Source organism: Methylobacterium sp. E-045, assembly GCF_022829685.1.
GTDB lineage: Bacteria > Pseudomonadota > Alphaproteobacteria > Rhizobiales > Beijerinckiaceae > Methylobacterium.
The window spans coordinates 176,783-203,342 of sequence record NZ_JAKSYE010000064.1 but is presented as its reverse complement, the minus strand read 5'-3'; the positions used below and the strand labels follow the sequence as shown (position 1 = coordinate 203,342).

23 protein-coding genes are annotated in these 26,560 nt (G+C 66.0%); 13 read left to right on the top strand and 10 right to left on the bottom strand.

Going from position 1 to position 26,560, the window contains the following annotated elements:
- Nucleotides 1-81 precede the first annotated feature (81 nt).
- A complete protein-coding gene (locus MKK51_RS09540) occupies nucleotides 82-543 on the bottom strand; it encodes a GatB/YqeY domain-containing protein (RefSeq protein ID WP_243976649.1) in 462 nt (153 codons plus the stop codon).
- 218 nt (nucleotides 544-761) lie between these two features.
- On the opposite strand from MKK51_RS09540, the gene carA reads away from it, so the two are divergent.
- Nucleotides 762-1,997 (top strand): glutamine-hydrolyzing carbamoyl-phosphate synthase small subunit, encoded by a 1,236-nt coding sequence (gene carA / locus MKK51_RS09535; RefSeq protein WP_243976648.1) that lies wholly within the window; start codon nucleotides 762-764, stop codon nucleotides 1,995-1,997.
- A gap of 102 nt (nucleotides 1,998-2,099) precedes the next feature.
- On the opposite strand, the gene MKK51_RS09530 is transcribed toward carA, so the two are convergent.
- Together MKK51_RS09530 and MKK51_RS09525 are read right to left on the bottom strand one after the other, a co-directional pair.
- Nucleotides 2,100-3,218: a helix-turn-helix transcriptional regulator gene (locus MKK51_RS09530; protein ID WP_243976647.1), complete on the bottom strand. Its 1,119-nt coding sequence runs from the start codon at nucleotides 3,216-3,218 to the stop codon at nucleotides 2,100-2,102.
- Between the two features lie 341 nt (nucleotides 3,219-3,559).
- Nucleotides 3,560-3,826 carry a hypothetical protein gene (locus MKK51_RS09525; protein WP_243976646.1) on the bottom strand — a complete coding sequence of 89 codons (267 nt, stop codon included), beginning with the start codon at nucleotides 3,824-3,826 and terminating at the stop codon, nucleotides 3,560-3,562.
- A gap of 296 nt (nucleotides 3,827-4,122) precedes the next feature.
- Between MKK51_RS09525 and MKK51_RS09520 the strand changes: the two genes are divergently transcribed.
- A complete protein-coding gene (locus MKK51_RS09520) occupies nucleotides 4,123-4,500 on the top strand; it encodes a hypothetical protein (protein ID WP_243976645.1) in 378 nt (125 codons plus the stop codon).
- Nucleotides 4,501-4,551: 51 nt separating this feature from the next.
- Here MKK51_RS09520 and MKK51_RS09515 read toward each other — a convergent pair whose 3' ends face one another.
- Complete coding sequence (locus MKK51_RS09515) at nucleotides 4,552-4,992, bottom strand: pseudoazurin (RefSeq protein ID WP_243976643.1); 441 nt, start codon at nucleotides 4,990-4,992, stop codon at nucleotides 4,552-4,554.
- A 317-nt stretch (nucleotides 4,993-5,309) separates the two neighbouring features.
- Here MKK51_RS09515 and carB point away from each other — a divergent pair, with 317 nt between their 5' ends.
- The 6 genes from carB (at nucleotide 5,310) to MKK51_RS09485 (ending at nucleotide 13,127) form a co-directional block, all read left to right on the top strand.
- Nucleotides 5,310-8,795, top strand: a complete 3,486-nt coding sequence (gene carB / locus MKK51_RS09510) for a carbamoyl-phosphate synthase large subunit (RefSeq protein ID WP_243976641.1) — start codon at nucleotides 5,310-5,312, stop codon at nucleotides 8,793-8,795.
- 126 nt (nucleotides 8,796-8,921) lie between these two features.
- On the top strand, nucleotides 8,922-9,398 hold the full coding sequence (gene greA, locus MKK51_RS09505; RefSeq protein WP_187273304.1) for a transcription elongation factor GreA: 477 nt from the start codon (nucleotides 8,922-8,924) through the stop codon (nucleotides 9,396-9,398).
- A gap of 17 nt (nucleotides 9,399-9,415) precedes the next feature.
- Nucleotides 9,416-9,952, top strand: coding sequence for a hypothetical protein (locus MKK51_RS09500; RefSeq protein ID WP_243976640.1), 537 nt, complete (start codon nucleotides 9,416-9,418; stop codon nucleotides 9,950-9,952).
- 34 nt (nucleotides 9,953-9,986) lie between these two features.
- Entirely contained in the window at nucleotides 9,987-11,015 is a 1,029-nt protein-coding gene (locus tag MKK51_RS09495) for a mitochondrial fission ELM1 family protein (RefSeq protein ID WP_243976638.1), read from the top strand.
- 14 nt (nucleotides 11,016-11,029) lie between these two features.
- Nucleotides 11,030-12,004 (top strand): thioredoxin-disulfide reductase, encoded by a 975-nt coding sequence (gene trxB / locus MKK51_RS09490; protein WP_243976637.1) that lies wholly within the window; start codon nucleotides 11,030-11,032, stop codon nucleotides 12,002-12,004.
- A gap of 232 nt (nucleotides 12,005-12,236) precedes the next feature.
- Entirely contained in the window at nucleotides 12,237-13,127 is an 891-nt protein-coding gene (locus MKK51_RS09485; RefSeq protein ID WP_243976785.1) for a LysR family transcriptional regulator, read from the top strand.
- A 13-nt stretch (nucleotides 13,128-13,140) separates the two neighbouring features.
- Here the strand turns inward: MKK51_RS09485 and msrP are convergent, their stop codons facing one another.
- The 4 genes from msrP to MKK51_RS09465 all read right to left on the bottom strand — a co-directional run bounded on the left by msrP (nucleotide 13,141) and on the right by MKK51_RS09465 (nucleotide 18,300).
- The gene (gene msrP, locus MKK51_RS09480; protein ID WP_243976635.1) at nucleotides 13,141-14,097 is read right to left on the bottom strand and encodes a protein-methionine-sulfoxide reductase catalytic subunit MsrP; all 957 of its coding nucleotides are present in this window, start codon (nucleotides 14,095-14,097) and stop codon (nucleotides 13,141-13,143) included.
- Between the two features lie 141 nt (nucleotides 14,098-14,238).
- Complete coding sequence (locus MKK51_RS09475; protein ID WP_243976633.1) at nucleotides 14,239-15,930, bottom strand: AMP-binding protein; 1,692 nt, start codon at nucleotides 15,928-15,930, stop codon at nucleotides 14,239-14,241.
- A gap of 97 nt (nucleotides 15,931-16,027) precedes the next feature.
- Complete coding sequence (locus MKK51_RS09470) at nucleotides 16,028-16,708, bottom strand: hypothetical protein (protein ID WP_243976632.1); 681 nt, start codon at nucleotides 16,706-16,708, stop codon at nucleotides 16,028-16,030.
- Nucleotides 16,709-16,803: 95 nt separating this feature from the next.
- Complete coding sequence (locus MKK51_RS09465) at nucleotides 16,804-18,300, bottom strand: leucyl aminopeptidase (RefSeq protein WP_243976631.1); 1,497 nt, start codon at nucleotides 18,298-18,300, stop codon at nucleotides 16,804-16,806.
- Between the two features lie 238 nt (nucleotides 18,301-18,538).
- Here MKK51_RS09465 and lptF point away from each other — a divergent pair, with 238 nt between their 5' ends.
- Genes lptF through rsmA form a run of 5 tightly spaced genes read left to right on the top strand, consistent with a single transcriptional unit; the run spans nucleotide 18,539 to nucleotide 25,399 of the window.
- Nucleotides 18,539-19,708 (top strand): LPS export ABC transporter permease LptF, encoded by a 1,170-nt coding sequence (gene lptF / locus MKK51_RS09460; protein WP_243976630.1) that lies wholly within the window; start codon nucleotides 18,539-18,541, stop codon nucleotides 19,706-19,708.
- A gap of 10 nt (nucleotides 19,709-19,718) precedes the next feature.
- Nucleotides 19,719-20,807: an LPS export ABC transporter permease LptG gene (gene lptG / locus MKK51_RS09455; protein ID WP_243976629.1), complete on the top strand. Its 1,089-nt coding sequence runs from the start codon at nucleotides 19,719-19,721 to the stop codon at nucleotides 20,805-20,807.
- A 56-nt stretch (nucleotides 20,808-20,863) separates the two neighbouring features.
- A complete protein-coding gene (locus MKK51_RS09450; protein ID WP_243976628.1) occupies nucleotides 20,864-23,497 on the top strand; it encodes an LPS-assembly protein LptD in 2,634 nt (877 codons plus the stop codon).
- 49 nt (nucleotides 23,498-23,546) lie between these two features.
- On the top strand, nucleotides 23,547-24,566 hold the full coding sequence (gene pdxA, locus MKK51_RS09445) for a 4-hydroxythreonine-4-phosphate dehydrogenase PdxA (protein WP_243976627.1): 1,020 nt from the start codon (nucleotides 23,547-23,549) through the stop codon (nucleotides 24,564-24,566).
- The gene (gene rsmA, locus MKK51_RS09440) at nucleotides 24,563-25,399 is read left to right on the top strand and encodes a 16S rRNA (adenine(1518)-N(6)/adenine(1519)-N(6))-dimethyltransferase RsmA (protein ID WP_243976626.1); all 837 of its coding nucleotides are present in this window, start codon (nucleotides 24,563-24,565) and stop codon (nucleotides 25,397-25,399) included. Before pdxA ends, rsmA begins: the two co-directional genes overlap by 4 nt.
- Before the next feature lie 86 nt (nucleotides 25,400-25,485).
- Here the strand turns inward: rsmA and MKK51_RS09435 are convergent, their stop codons facing one another.
- A complete protein-coding gene (locus MKK51_RS09435; RefSeq protein WP_243976623.1) occupies nucleotides 25,486-25,938 on the bottom strand; it encodes a response regulator in 453 nt (150 codons plus the stop codon).
- A 55-nt stretch (nucleotides 25,939-25,993) separates the two neighbouring features.
- Nucleotides 25,994-26,461: a BLUF domain-containing protein gene (locus MKK51_RS09430; protein WP_243976621.1), complete on the bottom strand. Its 468-nt coding sequence runs from the start codon at nucleotides 26,459-26,461 to the stop codon at nucleotides 25,994-25,996.
- Nucleotides 26,462-26,560 lie beyond the last annotated feature (99 nt).

Below are 26,560 nucleotides of genomic sequence, written 5' to 3'. Positions count from 1 at the left end.
GCATCCGACGGTGACGCGTGGGCCTCGTCACCGTCCGCCCGATCGGCGCAAGCCTTCGAGCCTTGCCCTCGAGCCTTGCCCTCAAGCCTTGGCGTTGAGCACGTCCTTCACCAGCCCGCTCGCCTTGCCGAAATCCATCCGGCCGGCGAACTTGCCTTTCAGGGCGGCGATGACCTTGCCCATGTCCTTCGGACTGGCCGCACCGGTCTCGGCCACGGCGGCCTCGATGGCGGCGCGGGTCTCGGCTTCGTCCATCTGCTGGGGCAGGTAGCTCGCGATGATCGCGGCCTCGGCCCGCTCGGTCTCGGCGAGTTCGGGACGACCGCCCTGGTCGTAGACGCCGGCCGATTCGTTGCGCTGCTTGATCATCTTCTGCAGCAGGGCGAGGATCTCCTCCTCGGAGGCCGGCTCCTTGCCGAGGCCGCGGGCCTCGATGTCCTTGTCCTTCAAGGCGGCCTGGATCATCCGCACGGTGGCGAGCTTGGCCTTGTCTCCGGCCTTCATGGCCTCCTTCATCTCGGTGGTAAGGCGCGCGCGCAGCATGGTCGTCTCCTGAAAGATTGGTTTGGTCGCTGGGCTCGGCGCCCGGATGGTCTGCGAATTGCTGTGATCGGCCGACCGAGGTGGTTGAGCCGGTCGGGAACAGGGGCCACATTGACCCCATCACGGCCCGCTCGTTATGAGCGCCGCACAAAGCGCCACCCGCACGCGCCGTCGCACCGGCGTCGATGGGTCGGCCGGACATAAGCGAGATCGCGACGATGCTGCAAGACGAAGGCGCCCCGGCGCAATCATCCTCCACGCCCGCACCCTGGGCCGAGCCGGTCGCGACAGCCCTCCTCGTGCTGGCCGACGGCACCGTCCTCGAAGGATTCGGCATCGGCCAGACCGGGGCCGCCGATGGCGAGGTCTGCTTCAACACGGCGATGACCGGCTACCAGGAGATCCTGACCGACCCCTCCTATGCCGGGCAGATCGTCACCTTCACCTTTCCGCATATCGGCAACACCGGGACCAACGACGAAGATCTCGAGAGCCTCGATGCGGCTCCCGCCTCCGGCGTGCGCGGCGCGGTCATCGCCTCGGCCGTCACCAACCCGTCGAGCTGGCGCTCGTCGAGCCATCTCGACGCCTGGCTGAAGGCGCGCGGCATCGTCGGCATCACCGGGATCGACACGCGGGCGCTCACCGCCCTCATCCGCGACCACGGCATGCCCAATGCCGTCATCGCCAACGATCCGGAGGGCCGGTTCGACCGCGAGGCGCTGAAGGCGCGCGCCGCCGCCCTCGCCCCGATGGAAGGGCTCGACCTCGTACCGCCGGTCACGAGCCGCGAGACGTCCGACTGGTCGCAGACGACCTGGGCGGTGAAGAGCGGCTACGGCAGCCGCCAGATCGGCGAAGGCCTCAAGGTGGTCGCCATCGATTACGGGGTGAAGCGCAACATCCTGCGCCTCCTCGCCGCGGCCGGCTGCGACGTCACCGTCGTGCCCGCCACCACCTCCGCCGCCGAGATCATGGCGATGAAGCCAGACGGCGTCTTCCTGTCGAACGGTCCCGGCGATCCGGCCGCCACTGGCGAGTATGCCGTTCCGGTGATCCGGGAGCTTCTGGACGAGAAGGTGCCGACCTTCGGCATCTGCCTCGGACACCAGCTCATGGGCCTGGCGCTGGGCGGTCGCACCGTGAAGATGGCTCAGGGCCATCACGGAGCCAACCATCCGGTGAAGGACAAGACGACGGGGAAGGTCGAGATCGTCTCGATGAACCACGGCTTCGCCGTCGATCCGGCCAGCCTGCCCGAGACGGCGGTCGAGACCCATATCTCGCTGTTCGACGGCTCGAATTGCGGGCTCACCCTCACCGACCGTCCGGCCTTCTCGGTGCAGCACCACCCGGAAGCCTCGCCGGGCCCGCGCGACAGCCACTACCTGTTCGAGCGGTTCGTGGCGCTCATGCGCAGCGGCAAGGCGGAGACAGTGACCGCCGCAAGCTGAATCATCTGCCCGAAAACGGCCTTCGATCCACGAAACTCATCGTTCGACGACAAGTGCTTACGGCATCGGATCGTGGTTATGTTCCGATGCCGTAAGGCGGCATCAGAAACGGGCGCAATCGTCGAGACGCGTGACCAGGATGGCGAGTTCGCTCTGGCGCACGAGATCGAGCTTGGAAAAGCACGCACGGAGGTGAACCCGTGCGGTGCCTTCGGTGATCCCCAGCATCTTCGCGACCTGCCTTGGTGCATGACCTCGACCGACCAGCATCGCGACGCGAGCCTCGGCGGGGCTGAGTCCCAGCTGTTCGAGTTGTGGGCAGATCGTTTCGGATGTCGGAGCGAAGAGATCCCGCAACATGAGGAGTACTCCACCATTCGGTGCCGCACGCGCCACGTCGATGGGCAGAGGAACCGCCTCGATGAAGACCGGACGACGTCCACCCGCTGAGTGGAGAAGAAGTGATGCTCCATCGTTCCGGGAAGCGGGTTTCAAAGCGGCTGCGATCAGGTCATCGAGTCTGGCCTGTTCACAGCAAACCACGGTGCGGGTGCGGCGGTCGGCATCCAGACGGAGCCGTCCTTCCATCAACCGCTCGGCCAGATGACTGACATGACGCACGCACCCCTGCCCATCGAGCAGGATTGCGCCGAACCTCATTCGTTCGAGCCCGCGCTCCAACTCCTCAGAATGCCGATGCGCTTGGCCTAGCGCCGCCGCAAGACCCACGGCCCGGACCACGTGCGGGGCGAGCACCTCGATCCGCTTGACCTCGCGCTCGCTATAGAGATCGCTGCGCGCATCTCGAAACATGCTGAGCGTAAAAGTACAGCCGTCGATTGGGTCGACGGCTGCGAATGCGGCCAGTTCACCGAGTCGGTGCCGAACGCTGAAATCCTCGAAAAATGGATCGCCGCGTTTCTCGTCCGGAGTTAGGAAATGTCTGTCAAACAAGACGTGGCCGGGGCGTAACCCGAAGGACCTCGCCTTGGCTACGCGTGTATCGAACTGCCACCAGCGCGCCTGATAATCTGCGTTCGCCTCGGCGAGGCCGTCCGACGCAATGGGCGAAGGCGTCCGCAGAGGGTTCAGAGAGACAATGACGGAGCCGCGAGCTCCGCTTGCCCTGCTCACTGCAGCAAGAGCGTCGGGCCAAAGCCGCTGATCGAGCGCAGCCGCATAGCACCCATCTATAATCAATCCTAAATCGAACTCGGACATGGCGTTGGATGCCTGAGTGAGGAACCAATACCTGCTTGAGAAAACAATGAATGACCAGTGTCCTAAATGTCTATTTGATGTTATAGGTAATATATATCCACCACTATCGCCGGTCCATAAGAATCATATCGTCTGATAATTTCGTAAATTTACCAATCAATCGGTCTTGTTGCAAGTTTTCATTTTCTCAAGTCGATATAAGCTGCTCTGGTGCATATTCAAGATACTGCACTTGGCCTGGTAACTGTATACGAAGGAAGCCGCGTCTGACCTCCCCGGTGGCAGCATTTGCCACCGGAGCGTTGTCTCGACCGACGGGTCTCTCGGCGACATTTACGACGTCAAATACCGCCTTCGCCGTGATGGCATTCCTGAATATAGATTGCAGCCTGGGTATTGTCGTCGAGCATTTGCGAGATCGGTGTCTCGCGAGCGGTCGGATAGGCGGAATCCTCGTTTAACGACACGTAGTTTTGTGGTGCGGTCTTTTCAATTTGTACTTGATGATGATTTGTGGCATCGCGATGCGCCGGATTGCCTGCGGCCGCTGGCAACATTTCGACAAATGACAGGATCGCGATAAGGCCGATAAGATTGAGTCTATTCATGGCGCCGTCCTCAATGCTGTTGGAACAGCCTTGAGAATTGTCTCACAACGCGGTGCGGTAATACTCTATATGTGGTAGGCGAGGTGAATAAAATTCACCGCGCCCCCCCCCCTGCACGCGTGACCGTACAAACGTGATCGATCACGTCTGGGCGCGCGCCCATGAATCGTCGAACCTCCCGGAAGCTGACGTCACAAAAAATCCGGCTTTGGCCGGCATTCCCGAATCATCAACGGCCAGCTTGAGAGACGACGCATCCAACGATCGTCCGGCGGCCACGATCACGGGGTTTCCACATGACGTTCGACGACGCGCGGGACGATTTCTCGCGGCTGCATCGGGTCTTCACGTTCCATCTCGGCGTGGCCGTCGCCCTCGCCTGGATGACCGCGCTGTATTCGGCCTGCTACGCCCCATGGGTCCGCAACATCCGCGCGCTCATCGACCCGGCCGTCGGCGCCCAGACCGTCGAGAGCACCTGGTCCTTCCTGTTCGTCCTGCCCGTCGTTCTCACGATCGCCTGGCTCAGCGTGTTCTTCGGCCGCGAGATCCTGCGCCGCTCACAGACACTGCCCAATGTGGCCCTCGAATTCGCCGCCGCCGCCGCCGTGGCCTTCGGCGTGTTCTATCTCTCCATCGATCGCGCGGTGGCCGCCCTCTACATCGGCCTCTGACGACACCGCGCGGGTCGTCGGAGGCGGCTTGGCGCCGCCTCCTTTCTCACGTCACTGAACCTGGGCGAGCAGGGGTTCGAACCGCTTGGCGGCGAGCTTGTTGTGCGTCACCGCCTTTGCCGCTTCGAGGTTCTCCGGCTTGTCGCCGACCACGACCACGGCGATCATGCCCATGAGGTAGTGCGGCGAGCACTTGATGCCGTAGACGCCGGGCTTGTCGAACTTGACGACCTCCTCCTTGCCGACGACGGTCTTGAAGGTTTCCGCCCCCTCGGGCGCCATGCCCTTGATCAGCTCGGCATTGTGCCCCTTGTCCTGGGGGACGAACTTGATGCTGTCGCCGGGCGCCAGCTTCACGAAGGCCGGGTCGAAGACCATCATACCGCCCGGCCCGCTATTGAGGGTCTTTACGGTAATCTCGGCGGCGAAAGCGGCTGGGCCGGTGGCGATGCACAGGGCCAGAGTGCCCACGAGCGTTCCTAGCTTTATCATTCTTATCCTCGATTTAGTCTTGTTCGAGATCGACGAGGCGCCGATCGTCTCAATTACACGGCTCCGCCGAGCGTGCAATATTTCGTATGTTCTTAGATTTATAGTTATTATAGTTTGATTTTCGTTGGCGGCGGATCGGCGGCCGTCCGGGGCGGGCACAATCGTCGCCAAGCCTCCCGGCGCTCTTCCAAAACCCTCCCGCCGCGTGTAGACGCGAACCCTAACGATCATTCACGCCGCTCGCGTCCATATCCGGCCCGCTCCAGATTGTGGCGCCGCGCTTGACGGACGCGCGCGTCCGCAAGCCAAGGCGCCCGATGCCGAAACGCACCGACCTCTCCACGATCCTCATCATCGGTGCCGGTCCGATCGTGATCGGGCAGGCCTGCGAGTTCGACTATTCCGGGACGCAGGCCTGCAAGGCCCTGCGCGAGGAGGGTTACCGGATCGTGCTGGTCAATTCGAACCCGGCGACCATCATGACCGACCCGGACATGGCGGATGCGACCTATGTCGAGCCGATCACGCCGGAGATCGTCGCCAAGATCATCGAGAAGGAGCGTCACGTCCTCCCTGGCGGCTTCGCCCTGCTGCCGACCATGGGCGGCCAGACGGCCTTGAACTGCGCCCTTTCGCTCAAGAAGCTGGGCATTCTCGAAAAATTCGACGTCCAGATGATCGGCGCCACGGCCGAGGCCATCGACAAGGCCGAGGACCGGCAATTGTTTCGTGACGCGATGACCAAGATCGGCCTCGAGACGCCGAAATCGGCGGTCGCCAACGCGTCCGCCGCCAAGAAGGTGGACCGCGAAAAGTACCTCGCCGAGATCGCCCGGATCGAGACCGCCACGGACGAGGCCGCCCGCCCGGTCGCCCTCGCCGCGTTCGAGAAGAAATGGCATGCGGGCGAATCCGACCGGCGCAAGCGTTACGGCGAGCATGCCATCGGGCAGTCCCTGATCGCCCTTGCCGAAGTCGGCCTCCCGGCCATCATCCGCCCGTCCTTCACCATGGGCGGCACCGGCGGCGGCATCGCCTACAACCGGGAAGAATTCCTCGACATCGTCGAGCGTGGCATCGACGCGTCGCCCACGAACGAGGTCCTGATCGAGGAAAGCGTCCTCGGCTGGAAGGAATACGAGATGGAGGTCGTTCGCGACAGGAACGACAACTGCATCATCGTCTGTTCCATCGAGAACATCGACCCGATGGGCGTCCATACGGGCGATTCCATCACCGTGGCGCCGGCGCTGACGCTGACGGACAAGGAATACCAGGTGATGCGCGACGCGTCGCTCGCGGTGCTGCGCGAGATCGGCGTCGAGACCGGCGGCTCGAACGTGCAGTTCGCCATCGACCCGGCCACCGGCCGGATGATCGTCATCGAGATGAACCCGCGCGTGTCGCGCTCATCGGCGCTGGCGTCGAAGGCCACGGGCTTCCCCATCGCCAAGGTCGCGGCCAAGCTCGCCGTCGGCTACACCCTGGACGAGATCGCCAACGACATCACCGGCGGCGCGACCCCGGCCTCGTTCGAGCCGACGATCGACTACGTCGTCACCAAGATCCCGCGCTTCGCCTTCGAGAAGTTCCCCGGCGCCGAACCGACGCTCACCACGGCCATGAAGTCGGTGGGTGAGGCCATGGCCATCGGCCGGTGCTTTGCCGAGTCGCTGCAGAAGGCCCTGCGTTCGCTGGAGACCGGCCTCACCGGCCTCGACGAGATCGAGATCGAGGGTCTCGGCAAGGGCGACGATCACAACGCTATCAAGGCGGCTCTGGGCACGCCGACGCCGGACCGTCTCCTCAAGGTGGGTCAGGCGCTCCGCCTCGGCGTCAGCCACGAGGAGGTCCACGCTTCGTGCAAGATCGATCCGTGGTTCCTGGAGCAGTTGCAGGCGATCATCGACCTGGAGAACCGGGTCAAGGCGCACGGCATCCCGAACACGCCCGGCGCGCTGCGCCAGCTTAAGGCCGCCGGCTTTTCCGATGCCCGTCTCGCGGTCCTCGCCAAGACCGACGAGGACAGCGTGCGCGCCGCCCGCCGGGCGCTGGGGGTCCGCCCGGTCTTCAAGCGCATCGACACCTGCGCGGCCGAGTTCAAGGCGCCGACCGCCTACATGTACTCCACCTACGTGGCCCCCTTCGCCGGCACCGTGGTCGACGAGGCCCAGCCGACGGACGCCAAGAAGGTCATCATCCTCGGCGGCGGACCCAACCGCATCGGCCAGGGCATCGAGTTCGACTATTGCTGCTGTCACGCCTGCTTCGCGCTCACCGAGGCCGGCTACGAGACCATCATGGTCAACTGCAACCCGGAGACGGTCTCCACCGACTACGACACCTCCGACCGCCTCTATTTCGAACCGCTGACGCAGGAGGACGTGCTCGAGATCATCGAGACCGAGCGGCAGGCCGGCACGCTCCATGGCGTCATCGTCCAGTTCGGCGGCCAGACCCCGCTGAAGCTCGCCCGTGCCCTCGAAGCGGCCGGCGTGCCGATCCTCGGCACCTCCCCCGACGCCATCGACCTCGCCGAGGACCGCGACCAGTTCAAGCGACTCCTCGACAAGCTCGGGATGAAGCAGCCGAAGAACGGGATCGCCTATTCCGTCGAGCAGAGCCGCCTCGTGGCCTCCGATCTCGGCCTGCCCTTCGTGGTGCGCCCGAGCTACGTGCTGGGCGGCCGCGCCATGGCGATCATCCGCGACGAGGTCCAGTTCGCCGACTACCTCCTCGACACCCTGCCGAGCCTCATCCCGTCGGACGTGAAATCGCGCTACCCCAACGACAAGACCGGCCAGATCAACACGGTGCTGGGCAAGAACCCGCTGCTGTTCGACCGCTACCTGTCGGACGCCACCGAGATCGACGTGGACGCCATCTGCGACGGCAAGGACGTCTACATCGCCGGCATCATGGAGCATATCGAGGAGGCGGGCATCCATTCGGGCGATTCCGCCTGCTCGCTGCCCTCGCGCTCGCTCTCGCCCGAGACCATCGCCGAACTGGAGCGCCAGACCAGGGCCATGGCACTGGCCCTTCAGGTCGGCGGCCTGATGAACGTGCAATACGCCATCAAGGACGGCGCGATCTACGTGCTGGAGGTGAACCCGCGGGCGTCCCGCACGGTGCCCTTCGTCGCCAAGGTCATCGGCGAGCCCATCGCCAAGATCGCGGCGCGCGTGATGGCCGGCGAGCCCCTGGCGAGTTTCGGGCTCGAGCCCAAGGTCCTCGACCACATCGCCGTCAAGGAAGCCGTGTTCCCCTTCGCCCGTTTCCCCGGCGTCGACGTTCTGCTCGGACCGGAGATGCGCTCTACCGGCGAGGTCATCGGCCTCGATTCGAGTTTCGGTGTCGCCTTCGCGAAGAGCCAGCTCGGCTCGGGTACCCTCGTGCCGAAGAGCGGCGCGGTGTTCGTCTCGGTCCGTGACGCCGACAAGGCTCGGATCCTCCCGGCCATCCGGGAGTTGTCGGAGGCCGGTTTCACCATCGTCGCCACCAGCGGCACGCAACGCTACCTCGTCGAGAACGGAGTTCCCACGGAGCGGGTGAACAAGGTGTTGGAGGGCCGGCCGCACGTGGTCGATTCGATCAAGAACGGCGACATCCAGCTCGTGTTCAACACGACGGAAGGCGCCGGCGCCCTGGCGGACTCGCGCTCCCTGCGCCGGGCGGCCCTCTTGCATAAAGTGCCGTACTACACCACTCTAGCCGGAGCGATGGCGGCGGCCGAGGGGATCAAGGCCTATCTCGAAGGCGATCTCCAGGTCCGCGCCTTGCAGGAATACTTCGCGGCTTAACATTTGATGTCGTGTCCGTCTTGACGGACACAGCAGATGCCAAGGCTTCAAGACCATCTTACTCTGGCCCGGAGGGAGCGTTCCGCTCCCGACCGGGCCTATTCATTGTGGCGCGAGACGATGACGATAGACAAGGTTCCGATGACGGTGCGCGGGTTCGCTGCGCTGGAAGCCGAGCTGAAGCATCGCCAGCAGGTGGAGCGTCAGCGCATCATCCAGGCCATCTCCGAAGCTCGGGCGCTCGGCGACCTCTCGGAGAATGCTGAGTATCATGCCGCCAAGGAGGCGCAGTCCCACAACGAGGGACGGGTGATGGAGCTCGAGAGCATGATCGCCCGGGCCGAGGTCATCGACGTCACCAAGCTCTCGGGCACCAAGATCAAGTTCGGCGCCACGGTGAAGCTCGTCGACGAGGATACCGAGGAAGAGAAGACCTACCAGCTCGTCGGCGAGCCGGAGGCCGACGTCCGTTCGGGGCTGGTCTCGATCACCTCCCCCATCGCCCGCGCCCTCATCGGCAAGGGCGTCGGCGACACGGTGGAGGTGACGACCCCCGGGGGTGGCAAATCCTACGAGGTCGTGGCGGTCCAATACGGCGTTTGACGCCCGAGGTTCGGACCATGCGCCAGACCGTATCCGGCCGGTCCATCACGGGCCGGCGGCGGGCTTGGATCGGCCTCGTCGCCGCCCTGGCCATGACATGTCCTGCCCTCGCCGAGGGACTGTCGTCCTTCGGTGCCACGCGGCTGTCGTCGATCCGCGTCGATGTGGGGCCGCTCCTGGCACAGGGCGGGGGCGCCCCTGCCGAAGCCTTGCGTGACGATCTCCTCGGCGCGCTGAACCGCGAGTTCGCCGACAGGATCGGCGGCGCCGGTCCGGTCCTGGTGGTGAGGATCAAGAGCCTGTCGCTCCGTCCCTATACCGGGAGCGAGGGAGGCCGCAGCGGCATCGGCGGCGGCTCGCCCTCCGACTATCTCGACGGGGAAGCCCTGATCGTCGGCCGTCGCGGCGAAATTCTCGCCCGGCATCCGCAGCTCTCCGCGCTGCCGTCGAGTTCGGGTGGGGCATGGTACGATCCGGATTCGGAACGTCGCCGCGTGGCCGCGATCGCCGAGCATTATGCCGGCTGGCTGCGCCGGGCATTCCCGTCGAACTGACGCCGCCATGTCGATATCGGGAGCGTCCGGTGTGATGCGATCTGCTGGAAGTGACCTCGGCCCCGGCCTCGCCTCCAAACTGGCCCAGGTGGGAGCGTGGATCGTCACCGACGGCAAGGCCGGTGATGAGAACCAGTGCATCGGTCTCGCCGAGACCCTCGGCCTCGATTTCGAGATCCACCGCGTCGCCCCCCGTCCTCCCTTCGGCTGGTTCGCTCCATGGGGACCGATCGATCCGCGCGACCGCCCCGGCCTTCGCGGCGGTGCCCTGGCCGGCCCGTTTCCCGAGATCGTGATCGCCTCGGGACGCCGAGCGGTTCCCTATCTCCGCGCGATCCGCAAGGCGTCGAAAGGCCGGACCTTCACCGCATTCCTGAAGGATCCCCGGACGGGCCACGACACGGCGGACTTCATCTGGGTGCCGGATTACGACGACCTTCGCGGGCCGAACGTGTTCACGACCCTGACGGCGCCGCATCAGGTGACGGCGGCGCGGCTGGCAGCGGCGCGCCGCTCCCCCGACCCGCGCCTCGTCCAATTGCCGGAGCCCCGCGTGGCTGTGCTGATCGGCGGCGACAGCCGCCATCTCAGCTATCGTTCCGCCGACATGAAGCGGCTGCTCGCTCGTTTGACGAAGCTCGCCGATGGCGGATCGTCGCTGATGCTCACGGTGTCCCGCCGCACGCCACCGCCCCTGCGGGCGGCGCTCCAGCGCCTCGTCTCGGAGAAGGGCGGTTTCTTTTGGGACGGTTCGGGGGCGAACCCCTACGTCGCCCTGCTCGCTCTGGCCGACGCCATCGTGGTCACGTCGGATTCGGCCAACATGGTGGGAGAAGCGGTGAGCAGCGGTGCGCCGGTGCTTCTCTTCGATCTCCCGAAGACCTACATCCGACACAGGCGGCTCTTTGCCGGATTGGCCATGGTGGGCGCCCTGAAGCCCTTCACCGGCCGTCTGGAAGAGTTGCATTACACCCCCCTCGACGCGACGCCGGCCATCGCAGAAGCTATGGCCCGCGCCTATATCGAGCACCGCGCCGGGTTGGCACCTGCGTCGCGGCCGTAGGAGACGTCCGAACCATGCCCCCCCACCATTCCAAGCTCATCATCATCGGCTCAGGCCCCGCCGGCTACACCGCCGCCATCTATGCCGCCCGCGCCATGGTCGAGCCGCTTCTGATCTCCGGCTTCCAGCCCGGCGGCCAGCTCATGATCACCACCGATGTCGAGAATTATCCGGGCTTCGCCGACCCGATCCAGGGTCCGTGGCTGATGGAGCAGATGCGGCTCCAGGCCGAGCATGTGGGTACGAAGATCGTCTCCGAATACATCACCAAGGTCGATCTGCAGGCACGGCCGTTCCATCTCGAGGCGGATTCCGGCGAGACCTACACCTGCGACTCGCTCATCATCGCCACCGGCGCACAGGCGAAGTGGCTCGGTCTGCCCTCCGAAGCCAAGTTCCAGGGTTTCGGCGTGTCGGCCTGCGCCACCTGCGACGGGTTCTTCTTTCGCGGCAAGGAGGTCGTGGTGGTGGGCGGCGGCAACACCGCCGTCGAGGAGGCGCTTTATCTCGCCAACCTCGCCGCGAAGGTCACGGTGGTGCACCGCCGGGGCGAGTTCCGCGCGGAGCGCATCCTGCAGGAGCGCCTGTTCAAGCATCCCAACGTCGAGGTGGTCTGGCACCACGCGATCGAGGAAATCTGCGGCACACAGACTCCGCCCTCGGTCACGCATCTGCGCCTGAAGGACGCGCGCTCGGGTGCGATCACGGAGCTCAAGGCGGACGGCGTCTTCGTCGCCATCGGCCATCAGCCAGCGACGGGAATTTTCGAGGGACAGCTCGCCATGCGGCATGGCGGCTATATCGAGACGAAGCCGGGCACCACCGAGACGGCGATCCCCGGTGTCTATGCCGCCGGCGACGTGACGGACGACGTCTACCGACAGGCGATCACCGCCGCCGGTATGGGCTGCATGGCCGCTCTGGAGGCCGAGAAGTACCTCGCGGCCCTCGAACTCGGCGAAACCCCACAGCAGGCTGCGGCGGAATAGGGAAATCTTCGTCCGGCGCCTTGCGTCGGGCATCAACCTAATCGCAAGATCGTTGTCCTAAAACCAGCGTGAGCCGAGTTCCATCGGCTCGGCGTCCCATGTTGACCGGCCGAACCGCATGAAACGGCGGCCGGGCACGCCGAGACACGGCAAGGACCGATGCCAGCCCGTAGCGGGTCCGGCTTCGGTAGGCCGGACGTCGGCACGGGGCTGCGGGAGGGGGTTGGACGCCGTGGACTGGGACAAGATCCGGATCTTCCTCAACGTTGCCGAAGCCGGCAGCTTCACCCGCGCGGGCGACGATATCGGCCTGAGCCAATCGGCGGTGAGCCGCCAGATCAGCGCCCTCGAACGCGAGTTGAAGGCCCCCCTCTTCCATCGCCATGCGCGCGGCCTCATCCTGACCGAGCAGGGCGACCTGCTGTTCCGGGCGGCGCGGGACATGAAGCTGCGCCTGGAAAACACCAGGGCGCGGCTGGTGGAGACGAGCGAGCGGCCGAGCGGCGACCTCAAGGTGACGACGACGACGGGCCTCGGCACCTCCTGGCTGGCCCAGCGCGTCGCCGAGTTCCTCGACCTCTATCCCGACGTGCGCGTCGAACTCATCCTCACTAACGAGGAACTCGATCTCGCCATGCGCGAGGCGGACGTCGCCGTCCGGATGAGGCGCCCGGCCCAGCCCGACCTGATACAGCGGCGGCTGTTCACGGTGCACTACCATGCTTTCGCCTCGGCCGATTACGTGAAGCGGTTCGGCGAGCCCAAGGTGATCGCGGATCTCGACAACCACCGCCTCGTCTCCTTCGGCGGCAACGAGCCGTCCTATCTGCTGGCGACCCACTGGCTCTCGACGGTGGGCCGCGAGGGGCAGGAGCGGCGGTCGATCCACTTTACGGTGAACAACATCGCCGCCCTGCAGAAGGCGATGGAGACCGGCGCCGGCATCGGCATCCTCCCCGACTACGCCGTGGAGGGGCAGACCGGCCTCATGCAGGTCCTGCGCGACGTCGAGATGCCGCATATGGAGAGCTACCTCGTCTATGCCGAGGAGATGCGCTCCGTCGCCCGGGTGCAGGCCTTCCGCGACTTCCTCGTGGCGAAAGCCCAGCGCTGGACCTACTGACCGGGAAACCCGCTCAGACGAACAGGCGCTCGTTCTCCAGGCCCTTGTAGAGACCGGCCACCTGCTCGCCGTAGCCGTTATAGATCAGGGTCGGCACGCGCTGGTCGGTTCCGAGCACGCGCTCCGATGCCTGGCTCCAGCGCGGATGCGAGACCGCCGGGTTCACATTCGCCCAGAATCCGTATTCCGAGGCCTGCAGGCCTTCCCAGAAGGTCTTTGGCCGCTCGGCGACGAAGGACAGCTTCACGATCGACTTGACGGACTTGAAGCCATACTTCCACGGCACCGCAAGCCGGATCGGGGCGCCGAACTGGTTGGCCAGCGGCTTGCCGTAGATGCCGGTGGCGACGAAGGCGAGGTCATTGTTGGCCTCCTCCATCGTCAGTCCTTCCACATAGGGCCACGGGTACAGGAACGAGCGCTGCCCCGGCGCCATGGACTTGTCCATGAACGTCTCCATGCGGAGGTACTTCGCCCCGGAGGCCGGCTTTGCCAGGGCCACGAGCTTCGAGAGCGGGAATCCCGTCCAGGGAACCGACATCGACCAAGCCTCGACGCAACGGTGGCGGTAGAGGCGCTCTTCCAGGCTCATCTTCCGGACGAGATCGTCGATCCCGATCTCGAACGGCTTTTCGACCAACCCGTCGATCTTGATGGTCCAGGGCCGCGTCTTGAGGGCGTTGGCTGCCGGCAGCACGGTCTTGGACGTGCCGAACTCGTAGAAGTTGTTGTAATCCGCCGAGAACTTCTCGGCCGTCAGCGGACGGTCCAGCGTATAGGCCTCGTTCCGCGCCGCCGGATAGAGGCCGCTCGTCGGGTCGGCGGCGGCGAATGCTGCCTCCACGCCGACAAGAGAGGTCGCCGCGAGGCCGGCGGCTCCCCCCAACAGCGCCCGACGGTTCAGGAACACGCTCTCGGGGGTCGCGAGACGCTCAGGCATTTCCCAGCCGCGTATGCGCTTGATGTACATGTGGCGTCCTCGAACAGAGAGGGGATGGCCGCATGGAAGCGACCGTATCCCGCGAAGATCGGCCCCGCTGCCCGTCCGTGCAAGCGGGGCCGATCGTCACCATTCGGCGCGCCGCCGTCGCCGGTTACACCGGCGGGGGTGTCAGGCACGCGGCGTCTGGTCGCGCAGCGCCCGGCGCAGGACCTTGCCGACATTGGTCTTCGGCAGTGCGTCGTGGAAAACGACGCGCCTCGGCACCTTGTAGCCGGTGAGCTGCTGCCGGGCGTAGGTCCGCAGCGCCTCGACGCCGACGCTTCTGTCCTTGAGCACCACATGCGCGACGACCATTTCGCCGGTCTCTTCGCAGGGCGTACCGACCACGGCGCATTCGAGCACGCCGGGATGGCCGACGAGGATCTCCTCCACCTCGTTCGGGTAGACGTTGAAGCCCGAGACCAGGATCATGTCCTTCATCCGGTCGACGATGCGGACCTGTCCGTCCGCCTGGAGGACCGCCACGTCGCCGGTACGGAAATAGCCGTCACTGGTCATCGCCCGCGCTGTCTCGTCCGGCCGCTTCCAGTAACCCGCCATGACCTGTGGGCCGCGCACGCAGAGTTCGCCCGGCTCGCCGGGGAGGACGTCCCTGCCCTCGGCATCGCGGACCGCCACATCGGTGGAGGGAACCGGAAAGCCGATCGTGCCGGTCCAATCCGCCTTCGGGTCGTTCACGCAGACCACGGGAGAGGTCTCCGAGAGTCCGTAGCCCTCGACGATGGACTTGCCCGTGATCGCCTTCCACTTGGCCGCCACGGGAGCCTGCACGGCCATGCCGCCGGCGATGACGAAATGGATCTTGGAGAAATCCACCTCCGCGATCTTCGGATGGTTGTTGAGCAGGTTGAACAGCGTGTTCACCCCGGAGAAATGCGTGAAGCGGTTGCCCTTCAGGGTCTTCACGAACCCATCCACGTCGCGGGGATTGGGAATGAGCAGGCAGCATCCGCCGATGCTCATGAACAGGAAGAAGCAGCCGGTAAGGGCGAAGATGTGGTAGAGCGGCAGGGCGGTGACCATCACCCGTTCGACCCCATCGGCTTCTGACACAGAGAACCAGATCCGGCACTGATCCACATTGGCGACGACGTTGGCATGGGTCAGCATCGCGGCCTTGGCGGCGCCCGTCGTCCCGCCGGTATATTGCAGGAACGCCAGATCCCGCGGTCCGACCGTGACAGAGGCTTTCGGCAGGCTTCGCCCATGGCGCAGGACAGCGTCGAAGCGCAGCGTCTTCCCCGCAGGCAGGCGATAGGGAGGCACCGCCTTCTTGATATGGCGCGAGGCGAGATCGATGATCCGGCCCTTCAGGCCGAGCCCGTCGCCCGGTCCGGCGACGACGATACGATCCAGATCGAGGTCGGCGCCCGCACTGGCGACGGTATGGGCGAAATTCTCCAGGACGAAGAGCGCCCGAGCCCCCGAATCGTTGAGCTGCACCGTCAGTTCGCGCGGGGTGTAGAGCGGGTTGACGTTGACCACGACACAACCGGCCAGGAGGATTCCATAGATCGCCGCCGGATAGGCCGGCACGTTCGGCATCATGACGGCGATCCGGTCGCCCTTAACGAACCCTTCGGCCACCAGCCAGGCCGCGATGGCGTCGGCCGAGGCGCCGAGTTCGGCATAGGTGACGGACTTGCCGAAACACCGGATCGCCGGGCGGGCGGCGCATTCCCTCGTGCCGTGGCGCAGGATGTCCACGAGGGTGCGCTGGCTCGCGACATCGATCTCGGCGGGTATGCCGGGCGGATACATGGAAAGCCACGGGCGCACGGAAACCGGCTCTTGGGCCATGCCTTGGATCATCTCGATCCTCCCTTTGATGCGCGAGGCAGCTTGGTGCCGTCTTCGTTCACATATAAACTATCTTTCCCGTGTCCCGTGCATGGGATCAAGCCGCAATCGATGGGGCACCGGGTTTCGTTCTCCGGGATTTGTCACGCAGTGCCAGCCAGACCAGGATGGCATGGGGGAGAAACGCGGCGAGGACGAGGGACATTCCTACTCCTGTCTCGCCGGCCGACAGGGCGCGGCGCGGCCAGGGCCCGAAACCCGCCGTCGGGGCCTGCCCGATCACCGCGAAGGCGAACCAGAGGGCGAGAAAGCCCGTGCCGCCGCGGAAGAAGCCGGTGGCGAGGCGGCGGCCCCACGATGCCGTGGAGGCGCGGCCGCCGATCAGGATCGCGCCCACGGCCAACGCCGCCCCGAAGACGAAAGCCGATGCCGCAGAACCGATGGCAAAGGCGAGGCTCATGGGCTGGTAGGTGAGGAAGGTCATGCCCCCGGTGGCGAAGCCTGCGCGGAGAACGAGACCGCCGAAGGTCGGATAAAGACCGAGGACGAGGACCAGCGCGACCCCCACCGAGGCCCCGGCGATGCGCCTGGGGAGCGATGCGGTGCTTGCCGCCGCCATCGCGACGATCCGCGCGAGAGCGTAGATCAGCGCAAAGGTGAAGAGCGGGTATTGCTGCAGGAAGAACCCATAGAACCGCGCCGCCAGCTCGGGCGGAAGCGCCGAGGCCTGGCTCAGCCCTGTCAGGGCTGCGGTGCAGACCGCAAGTACCGCAGCCATCAGAGGAAGCGCCGCAGCCATGACCGGAAATGTCGCAGCTGCGGGAGGTGAGGCGGCGGCCGGGACAAGCACCGCGGACGCGCCGCCGGACGACATCACGCCTCGTAATTGTCGCGCACGAGCCGGTCGAGGAGACGCACACCCCAACCCGCGCCCCAGCTCCGGTTGATCTCGCTGGGGCTCGACGACATCGCGACCCCGGCGATGTCGAGATGCGCCCACGGTACGTCGTTGACGTAGCGCTTGATGAAGGAGGCGGCGGTGGCCGCACCACCGTGGCGTCCGCCGGTGTTCTTCATGTCGGCGAACTTCGAGTCGATGGCCTTGTCGTAGGCCGGGATCAGCGGCATCCGCCACACCGCCTCTCCGGTGGCCTCGCTTGCGGCGGCGATCTTGGCGGCGAGGGCGTCGTCGTTGGAGAACATGCCGGCGATGTCCTGACCGAGGGCGACGATGATCGCCCCGGTGAGCGTCGCCAGATCGATCATGAATTTCGGCTTGTAGGCGCTCTGCACGTGCCAGATCACGTCGGCGAGGACGAGGCGACCCTCGGCATCGGTGTTGATGATCTCGATGGTCTGGCCGGACATGGAGGTGACGATGTCGGCCGGACGCATGGCGTTGCCGTCCGGCATGTTCTCGACGATGCCGATGGCGCCGATGGCGTTGACCTTCGCCTTCCGCGAAGCGAGGGCATACATCGTCCCGACGACGCAGGCGGCGCCGCCCATATCGCCCTTCATGTCTTCCATGCCGCCGGCGGACTTGATCGAGATGCCACCGGAATCGAAGCAGACGCCCTTGCCGATGAAGGCGATCGGCGCCTCGGCCGCATCGTCGCCGCCGTTCCACCTCATGACGACGACGCGGGCTTCACGCGTGGAGCCCTGGGCGACGGCGAGGAGTGCTCCCATGCCGAGGGCCTCGAGCTTGCCGGGGCCGAGAACCTCGACTTCGACGCCGAGCTTGGTCAATTCCTCGGCGCGCCGCGCGAACTCCTCCGGATAGAGGACGTTCGGCGGTTCGTTGATGAGTTCGCGCGCGAGCAGGACGCCGCCGGCCACGGCCTCGGAGACCTTGGAGGCCGCCTCGGCTGCCGAGGGGTCGCTGACCATGAGGGTCAGCGCGGTCACGCGGCCTTCCTCGCCCTCCGGCTTCTTCTTCGTCTTGTAGCGGTCGAAACTGTAGACGCGCAGACGCGCGCCGAGAGCGAAATCGGCGGCGTTCGCGGGGCTCACCGACGAGCCGGGCCAGTCGAGGGCGACATGGGCCTGACGGCCGGTGAGCTTGCTCGCGGCATAGCCGCCCAGAGCCGGCCAATCGATCTTGGCGCGGTCCTTTTCCGAACCGAGGCCGATGACGAGGAGCCTGTCGGCGTCGAGCCCGGCGGGGGCCGGGAGCGCCAGAGAGGTCAGCGACTTGCCCTTGAAGCGCTCGCTCGCGGCGGCGCGCGCCACCAGCTCGGCCGCGCCGCGGCCCAGGGCCTGTGCGACCGCAGGCGAGAGGGCCAGATCATCGCCGACGAAGAGAACGACGTCGCCCTGGCCGACCGGACCGAGCGGCCCGAATGCGATCGTGATACCGTCCGCCATAAGTCACGCTTTCCGAAGGTCTGAATTGGTTCGTGCGGCTCGACACACGCCGCCGCGACGCTCCCTGTGTACCCGTTGATGCGAAGAACGCAACGCGATCCGGCCGCCGCGAAACCGCCTGAATTGAAGCGCCCCAAGGCGATCGACATCGGTGGACGGGCGCGATGCCGGGGGGCATGAGGAAGGCCCGTGGGACGCCTCCCACGCAAGCCGTGCGCAGGGCCCGCCACGAGATCCGATGACGCAGATCGAGCGCTACATTTTCAGGATCGCAGCCGGGGCCTTCCTCGCTTGCCTGATCGGCCTTACGGGCACGATCTGGGTGACCCAGGCCCTGCGAGAACTCGACCTGATCACGGCCAAGGGCCAGACCCTCATCGTCTTCTTCCTGATCACCGGATTGTCGGTGCCGACGCTGATCACCGTGATCGCGCCCGTGGCGCTGTTCATCGCCGTGGTCTACGCCCTGAACCGGCTGAACGGCGATTCCGAGCTCATCGTCATGTCGGCCGCCGGCATGCAACCGCGGCGGATACTGCGCCCGTTCCTCACCCTGGGGCTGATCGTGAGCGCCGGCGTCGCCTTCCTCACGATCCAGGTGATGCCGTCCTCGTTCCAGGAACTGCGGGACGTCCTGACCCGCGTACGCGGCGACTTCATCGCGAACGTGGTCAAGGAAGGCCAGTTCACCGAGCTCGACAGCGGCATCACCTTCCATTTCCGCGAGCGGGGCCCGGGCGGAACGCTGCAGGGCATCTTCATCCAGGACAAGCGCGAGGCCGGGAAGACGGTGGTCTATCTCGCCGAGCAGGGTCAGGCTGTGGATTACGAGGGCCAGAGCTATCTCGCCCTCGAGAAGGGCAGCATCCACCGGCAGCAGAAGGATTCGCGGGATTCCTCGATCATCACCTTCGAGCGCTACACGGTGGACCTCGCGGCCTTCACCCCGCCGGACGGCGATACCGTCTACAAGCCGCGCGAACGGTCGACGGCGCAGCTCCTCTTCCCCGACACGAGCGAGACCTATTACCAGTCGCAGAAGGGCCGTTTCCGTGCCGAGGTGCATGACCGTCTCTCGGCCTGGCTCTACCCTCTCGCTCTGACGCTGATCGCCTTCGCCGCTCTGGGCGACCCGCGCACGACGCGTCAGGGCCGCGGCGTGGCCATGGCGGGTGCCGTGATCGCCGTCATCGTCCTGCGCATCGCGGGCTTTGCCGCCAGCAGCGCGGCGGTGCGCAGCCAGGGCGCCGTGATCGCGATCTATGCCGCCCCGGCCCTGGCGCTGGCGATTTCGTGCCTCGTCGTCTTCAACGGAGCCGCGGTGCGGGACTGGAACACGCGCGTCTCCAGGACCCTCTCGAATCTCGGCCGCACCGTGATGCGCCGGCCGCGCCTCGGCGACGGGTGAGGCCGCCGCCATGATGATCGGCTTCACCCTTGGACGCTACTTCGCCCTGCGCTTCCTGCGCACGGTGCTCGGCGTCTTCATCACCGTCTTCGCCCTGGTCTACACCCTGGATTTCGTCGAATTGCTGCGGCGGGCGGGCGACACCGAGGGCGCGTCCACAAGTTTGATGGCGCAGCTCTCGCTCTATCGCACGCCGGCGGTGGCCGAGGGCGTGCTCCCCTTCGCGATCCTGTTCGGCTCCATGGCGGCCCTGCTGCAATTGTCGCGCAAGCTCGAACTCGTGGTGGCGCGCGCCGCCGGAATCTCGGCTTGGCAATTCCTCCAGCCGGGCATCCTGGTGGCGCTGGCCATCGGAGCCTTCACGGTGGGGGTCTACAATCCGGTCTCCGCCGCGATGAAGCAGCGCTCCACGGAGATCGAGGCCAAGATCTTCGCGAAAAACACGAAGGCGAATTCCGGCAAGGATCTGTGGATCCGCCAGAACAGTCTCGACGGACAGGCGATCCTGCGCGCCGGGACGGCGATCGAGGGCACCACCACCCTGGCCGGCGTGTCGGTCTATACGTTCGACGAGGCCGGGGTGTTTCAGTCCCAGATCGAGGCCGCGCGGGCGACGCTGCATGACGGCTACTGGACCCTGCAGGACGCCCGGCTCCTCGCCAAGGGCCAGCCTCCCGAGAGCTATGACACCTATATCCTCGCCTCGAACCTCGACCCCGGACAGGTCAAGCAGCGCTTCACGCCCCCGGATTCTGTGCCTTTCTGGCAACTGAACGAGACCATCGCACGCACGGAGAGGGCGGGGTTGGATGCGACGCGCTACCGACTCCAGTATGATGTCCTCATGGCGAGGCCCATTCTCTTCGTTGCCATGGTGCTCGTGGCAGCCAGCGTTTCCTTAAGGTTCTTCCGCTTTGGTGGAGTGGGCAAGCTTGTGCTTGGCGGTGTGATGGCGGGGTTCTTCCTCTACGTCGCGCGGCAGGTCATGGAGGGCCTCGGCGCATCAGGCATCGTGTCGCCCCCGGTGGCGGCATGGTTCCCGGCCGTGGTAGGGAGTCTTCTCGGTACGCTCACGCTTCTCTATCAGGAGGACGGCTGATGCCGTTGTCGGTGACGGGACGCGAAACGGGGCCGAGGCAGAGGTTGGGACACGGGTTGCGTACAGTCTCCGACATCGCGAAGCTCGCCGGGTTGCTGGCGTTCGTCTCCAGCGCCGCGCTCACGCTCGGCTCCGATGGAGCGAGCGCGCAGGCGGCCGGCCGGGGCGACAAGAGCCAGGCCCGCAACGCCGCGGCGCCGAAGGCCGCCGCGCAGCCCGCGCCCACGGGCAAGCCGGCCGAGCGGCTCCTCGTCGAGGCCGCCGAGCTGATCTACGACAACGACAACAACACCGTCACGGCCCGCGGCAATGCCGAGCTGCATTACGGCCCGCGCACCCTTCAGGCCGACCGCGTGCGCTACGACCGGGCCAGCAGCCGTGTCTTCGCGGAGGGCAATGTCCGTCTCACCGACGAGACCGGCGCCGTCGTGACCGGCGACACGATGGAGCTGACGGACGATTTCCGGAACGGATTCGTGGACGCCCTGCGCATCCAGCAGACCGTCGAGATGCGGGGCCAGCCGGTGCGCACGCGCTTCTCCGCGCCGCGCGGCGAGCGGGTGGACGGCGAGCAGACGACCTTCGAGTCCGGCACCTACACGGCCTGCGAGCCGTGCAAGAACAATCCGGAGACGCCGCCGCTGTGGCAGGTGCGCGCCGCCAAGATCATCCACAACAACGAGACGCACACGATCGGCTTCGAGGAATCGACCCTCGAGATCGCCGGCATCCCCGTCGGCTACCTGCCGTATTTCGAGGCCCCGGATCCGACGGTGAAGCGCAAGACCGGCTTCCTCACGCCGCGCTTCGTCACCTCCACCGCCCTCGGCAGTGGCATCTCGACGCCATTCTTCATCAATGTCGCGCCGAATTTCGACCTCACCCTGACGCCGTCCTTCCTGAGCAAGCAGGGGCTTCTCGGGCAGGGCGAGCTGCGTCACCGCCTCGAGACCGGCACGTACACCATTCGCGCCAGCGGCATCTTCCAGACGACGCCCAGCGCCTTCCTCCCCGGCCCGCTCGGTGCGGGAGACCGCGACTTCCGCGGTTCGATCGAGACCACGGGCCAGTTCTACATCAACGACCGCTGGCGCACCGGCTGGGACGTGGTCGGCGTCACCGACAAGTGGTTCCTCGACAATTACCGCGTCCGCAATTCGAGCATCACCACGGATTACTTCCGTGAGGCGGTGTCGACAGCCTACCTGATCGGCCAGGGCGACCGCTCGTGGTTCGAGGCGCGCGCCTACTATTTCAAGGGCCTGTCGAGCTACGATTGGCAGAAGGAGCAGCCGGTCGTCGCGCCAGTGATCGATTACGACAAGCGCATCAACGGTCCGGGCTTCCTCGGCGGCGAGGTGCGTTTCGAGGCGAACATCACCCATCTCGATCGCGAGGCCACGGATTTCCAGGCCATCCCGCGCACGGGCTCGTACTACTTCAACCCCACGGTCAACGGGGTGACCTATCCGCTCTACGAGACCTGCACCACCTTCACGCGCAGCACCTGCATCATCCGCGGTCTGTCGGGGAGCAACACGCGCGCATCCGCGCAGCTGTCGTGGCGCCGGACCTTCATCGACGATGCCGGCCAAGTCTTCACGCCCTTTGCCTACCTGCGCACGGACGCCTTCTTCGTCGACCCACGCAATTCCGGCTATCAGAACGCCCTGGCGCAGACGATCAGCACCACGGATTCGGATTTCTCGGGCCGGGTGATGCCGGCGGTGGGCCTCGATTACCGCTATCCCTTTGTGAGCAATTTCGGCCCCCTCGGCGTCCACACCCTCGAACCCATCGCGCAGGTCGTGATCCGTCCGAGCGAGACGCATATCGGCCGCCTGCCCAACGAGGACGCGCAGAGCCTCGTCTTCGACGACACGTCACTGTTCGAGTGGGACAAGTTCTCCGGCTACGACCGTGTCGAAGGAGGCGTGCGCACGAATCTCGGCGCGCAATACTCCGTGGTGACGCCGTCGGGCTGGTACGCGAACGTGATGTTCGGCGAATCCATCCAGGTCGCCGGGGTCAACTCGTTCCGGCGCGGCGATCTCGCCAATGTCGGTCTCGATTCCGGCCTGGAGCGCCGGGAATCCGACTATGTCGGCCGGTTCCAGCTCTCGCCGAACCAGAACATCACCTTCGTCACCCGCGCGCGCTTCGAACAGCGGGACTTCAGCGTCAACCGTGTCGAGACGGGCGTCATCGCGCGCCTCCACCCCTTCGCGCCCATCGATCTGTCGATGTTCTATTCCTACTATGCCGCTCAGCCCCTGCTCGGATTCAACAACCGCAGAGAGGGCCTGACCGCGTCGGCGACCTACCACATCACCCCGAACTGGTTCGTCACCGGCTCGGCCCTCGTCGATCTCACGCATTATCTCGACGTGCGCGATACCTTCGCCAACGCCTACACCTCCTACCTCGCCAATCCTGTCGGCGCGGCGCCGGTCTACACCAATCCCGGCCGCGCCAACCTCGCCGGGTTGAGCGTCGGCGGCGGCTATCAGGACGAGTGCACCACCTTCTCGCTCAACTACATCGTCTCTCCGACGGCCGCGGCCCTCGGGGTGACGGAGCGCAACCGCACCGTGCTGCTGCGCATCGAGTTAAAGACCCTCGGCGAGGTCGACCTGCGCCAGAACGTCAACATCGCGAGCACGGCCGACGGCATCGCGGCCACCCGGTGAGATCGGGCGAGAGCCCGGTCCCGCCCTCATCCGGCGACCACGACAGGCTATGACGGTGCACAGACCCATTGCGCTCACGATGGGCGATCCCGCCGGCATCGGGCCCGAGATCGCGCTCATGGCATGGCTTGCACGCGATGAGGGCCCCGGGCTTCCACCGTTCTTCCTCATCGGCGATCCCGATTTCATCGAGGCGCAGGCGAGCAGCCTCGGCTTTCAGGTCCCGGTGGCGGCAGTGGGCCCCGATCTCGCGGTCGAGGTCTTTCCCCGCGCGCTTCCGGTGATGCCGCTGCCGAGCGGAGCCCGTGTCGGTGCGGTGGCGGGACGGCCGAGCGCGGCCGATGCCGGCGCGACCCTCGAATCGATCATGACGGCGGTGGGTCTGGTCCGGTCGGGCGAGGCGATCGCCCTCGTCACCAATCCGATCGCGAAATACGTCCTTACCAGTGTCGGCTTCGCCTATCCCGGCCATACGGAGTTCCTCGCTGCCCTGGCGGCCGAGCCCGGCAAGGCCGCGCCACTCCCCGTGATGATGCTGTGGAGCGAGACCCTGGCCGTGGTTCCGGTGACGATCCACGTCGCCCTGCGCCGGGTGCCCGACCTGTTGACCCAGGATCTCGTGGTCCGGACGGCACGCATCGTGGCCCGCGACCTCACGGAGCGTTTCGGGATTGCCCGTCCCCGCCTCGTCCTGTCGGGGCTGAACCCCCATGCGGGCGAGGCCGGCACCATGGGGACGGAAGACCGCGACGTCCTGGAACCCGCCGTGGCGCAGCTCCAAGACGAGGGGATCGACATCAGAGGCCCGCTCCCGGCGGACACGCTGTTTCATCCCCGCGCCCGGGCGGCCTACGACGTCGCGCTGACGCCGACTCACGACCAGGCCCTGATCCCGATCAAGACCATCGCCTTCGACGACGGCGTCAACGTCACGCTGGGGCTGCCGTTCATCCGGACCTCACCGGATCACGGCACCGCGTTCGACATCGCGGGCAAGGGCGTGGCGCGGCCGGACAGTCTGATGGGCGCCCTGCGGCTCGCCGCGAGACTTGCGGGGCAGCACGCGTGAGCGAGGACGGACTTCCCCCCCTGCGCGACGTGGTGCTGAAGCACGACCTCGCGCCGAAGAAGGCGCTGGGTCAGAACTTCCTGTTCGACCTCAACCTCACCGGGCGGATCGCCCGCGCCGCCGGCCCCCTGGAGGGAGTGACCGTGGTGGAGGTGGGGCCGGGCCCCGGCGGCCTGACCCGCGCCCTTCTCTCGGCGGGCGCCGCCCGCGTGGTGGCGATCGAGCGCGATCCCCGCGCCCTGCCCGCTCTGGCCGAGATCGCCGCTCATTATCCGGGCCGCCTCGACGTCGTCGATGCCGACGCGCTGAAGTTCGATCCGCGCCCCCTTGTGGGTGATGGCCCGGTGCGGATCGTCGCCAACCTGCCCTACAATGTCGGGACGTCCCTGCTGACGGGGTGGCTCACCGATGCGGCCTGGCCGCCCTGGTGGGACTCCCTCACGCTGATGTTCCAGCGCGAGGTCGCCGAGCGGATCGTCGCCGACGAATCAGACCGGGCGAATTACGGGCGCCTGGGCGTCCTCTGCGGCTGGCGCACCGAGGCGAACATCCTGTTCGACGTGGCGCCCTCGGCCTTCGTGCCACCGCCCAAGGTGACATCGAGCGTCGTCCACCTGAAGCCGCGGCGTGCCCCCCTGCCCTGTTCGGTGACCGCGCTCGAACGCGTCACGCGGGCGGCGTTCGGCCAGCGCCGCAAGATGCTGCGCCAGAGCCTGAAGGCGGCGACCCCCGATCCGTCGCGCCTGCTCGACGCGGCGGGCATCGCCGAGACCGCCCGCGCGGAGGAGGTCCCGGTGGAAGGCTTCGTCGCCATGGCACGGGCGTTGGACTAAATCCCGGCCGGACTACGGCGCGGTACCTCTCCCCGTGCCTCGTGGTCCCCCGAGCCCGGCGACACCCCGTGCGGCGGAGGAGGTCATCAGAACTTGCCGAGCATCGGGAAGTCGACGCTCAACGCGGATTCCGCGGCCAGCGGTGCCTCGCGGCGGCGGGGCTTGCGGTTGATCACCTGTTTCAGCTTCGACTTCAGCACCGACATGTCGAACGGCTTCAGGATGAAGGCGTCGGCGCCGGCCTGGTGCGCGAGGTTGATGTCCTCGAAATCGAACGACGCCTCGGTGAGGATGAAGGGCGTGTTCATGAGCACATCGTCGCCGCGGATCTCGCGCAGAAGCGTCAGCCCGTCCATCGGCTCCATCATCAGGTCCGAGATCACGAGGGCGTACTTGCGCTCGCGCAGCCGCTCCAGCGCCTCCGTACCGCTGGTCACGCCGTCGACATCGGGGAATCCGATCCGCGTCAACAGAAGGATGACGAGCTTCAGCAGTTTCTCCTGATCGTCGACAATCAGGATCGGTGGCGTCTCACTCATGGGCTTTCGAAGCTCAAAGTCGGATATCCGACGTCAGGATGGCTGAGATGCAGAATCAGACGAAAAGATGGTCGATGCCCTGCTTCGCCATCGATTCGGCCTGCAGGGCGATGGCGAGGGAATGGATCACCCCGCCTTTTGGCGTGCCGCGCTGAAACATCGGCAGCAGGCCGGCCTTCTGGAAGGTCGCGTCGTTCGCGGGGTTGCGGATGACGGTCACGAAGGAATTCACGAATTCCCGCTTCACTATCTCGCGCCACTCGACGATCTGGACGTCGCGATGCCGGGTATCGTTGCTGATCCGTCCGAACGTTTCGTTCACCGAGGTGCGTTCGCCCTCAATGATCTGGGCTGCGAAATTCTGTTCCACCAGCAGGAAGCTGGTGATGACGGAGAATTCGTTCTTCTTCTGCGCCTGGCGCGTGATTTCTCCGAGCTGCCGGGTCCGTCCCGCCGCATCGGCGGCGAGGTTGAGGCGCGAGAAATAGATGAGGTGGACGAGGGTCGTCCGCTTGCTCTTCATGATCCCTCTCCGTTGCGCCGACGGCCCGACGATAGCCGACCCAGGCATAACGCTGGGTAAACGGCCCGCTCAACCCTACCACGAAACCGGCAAAAGCTG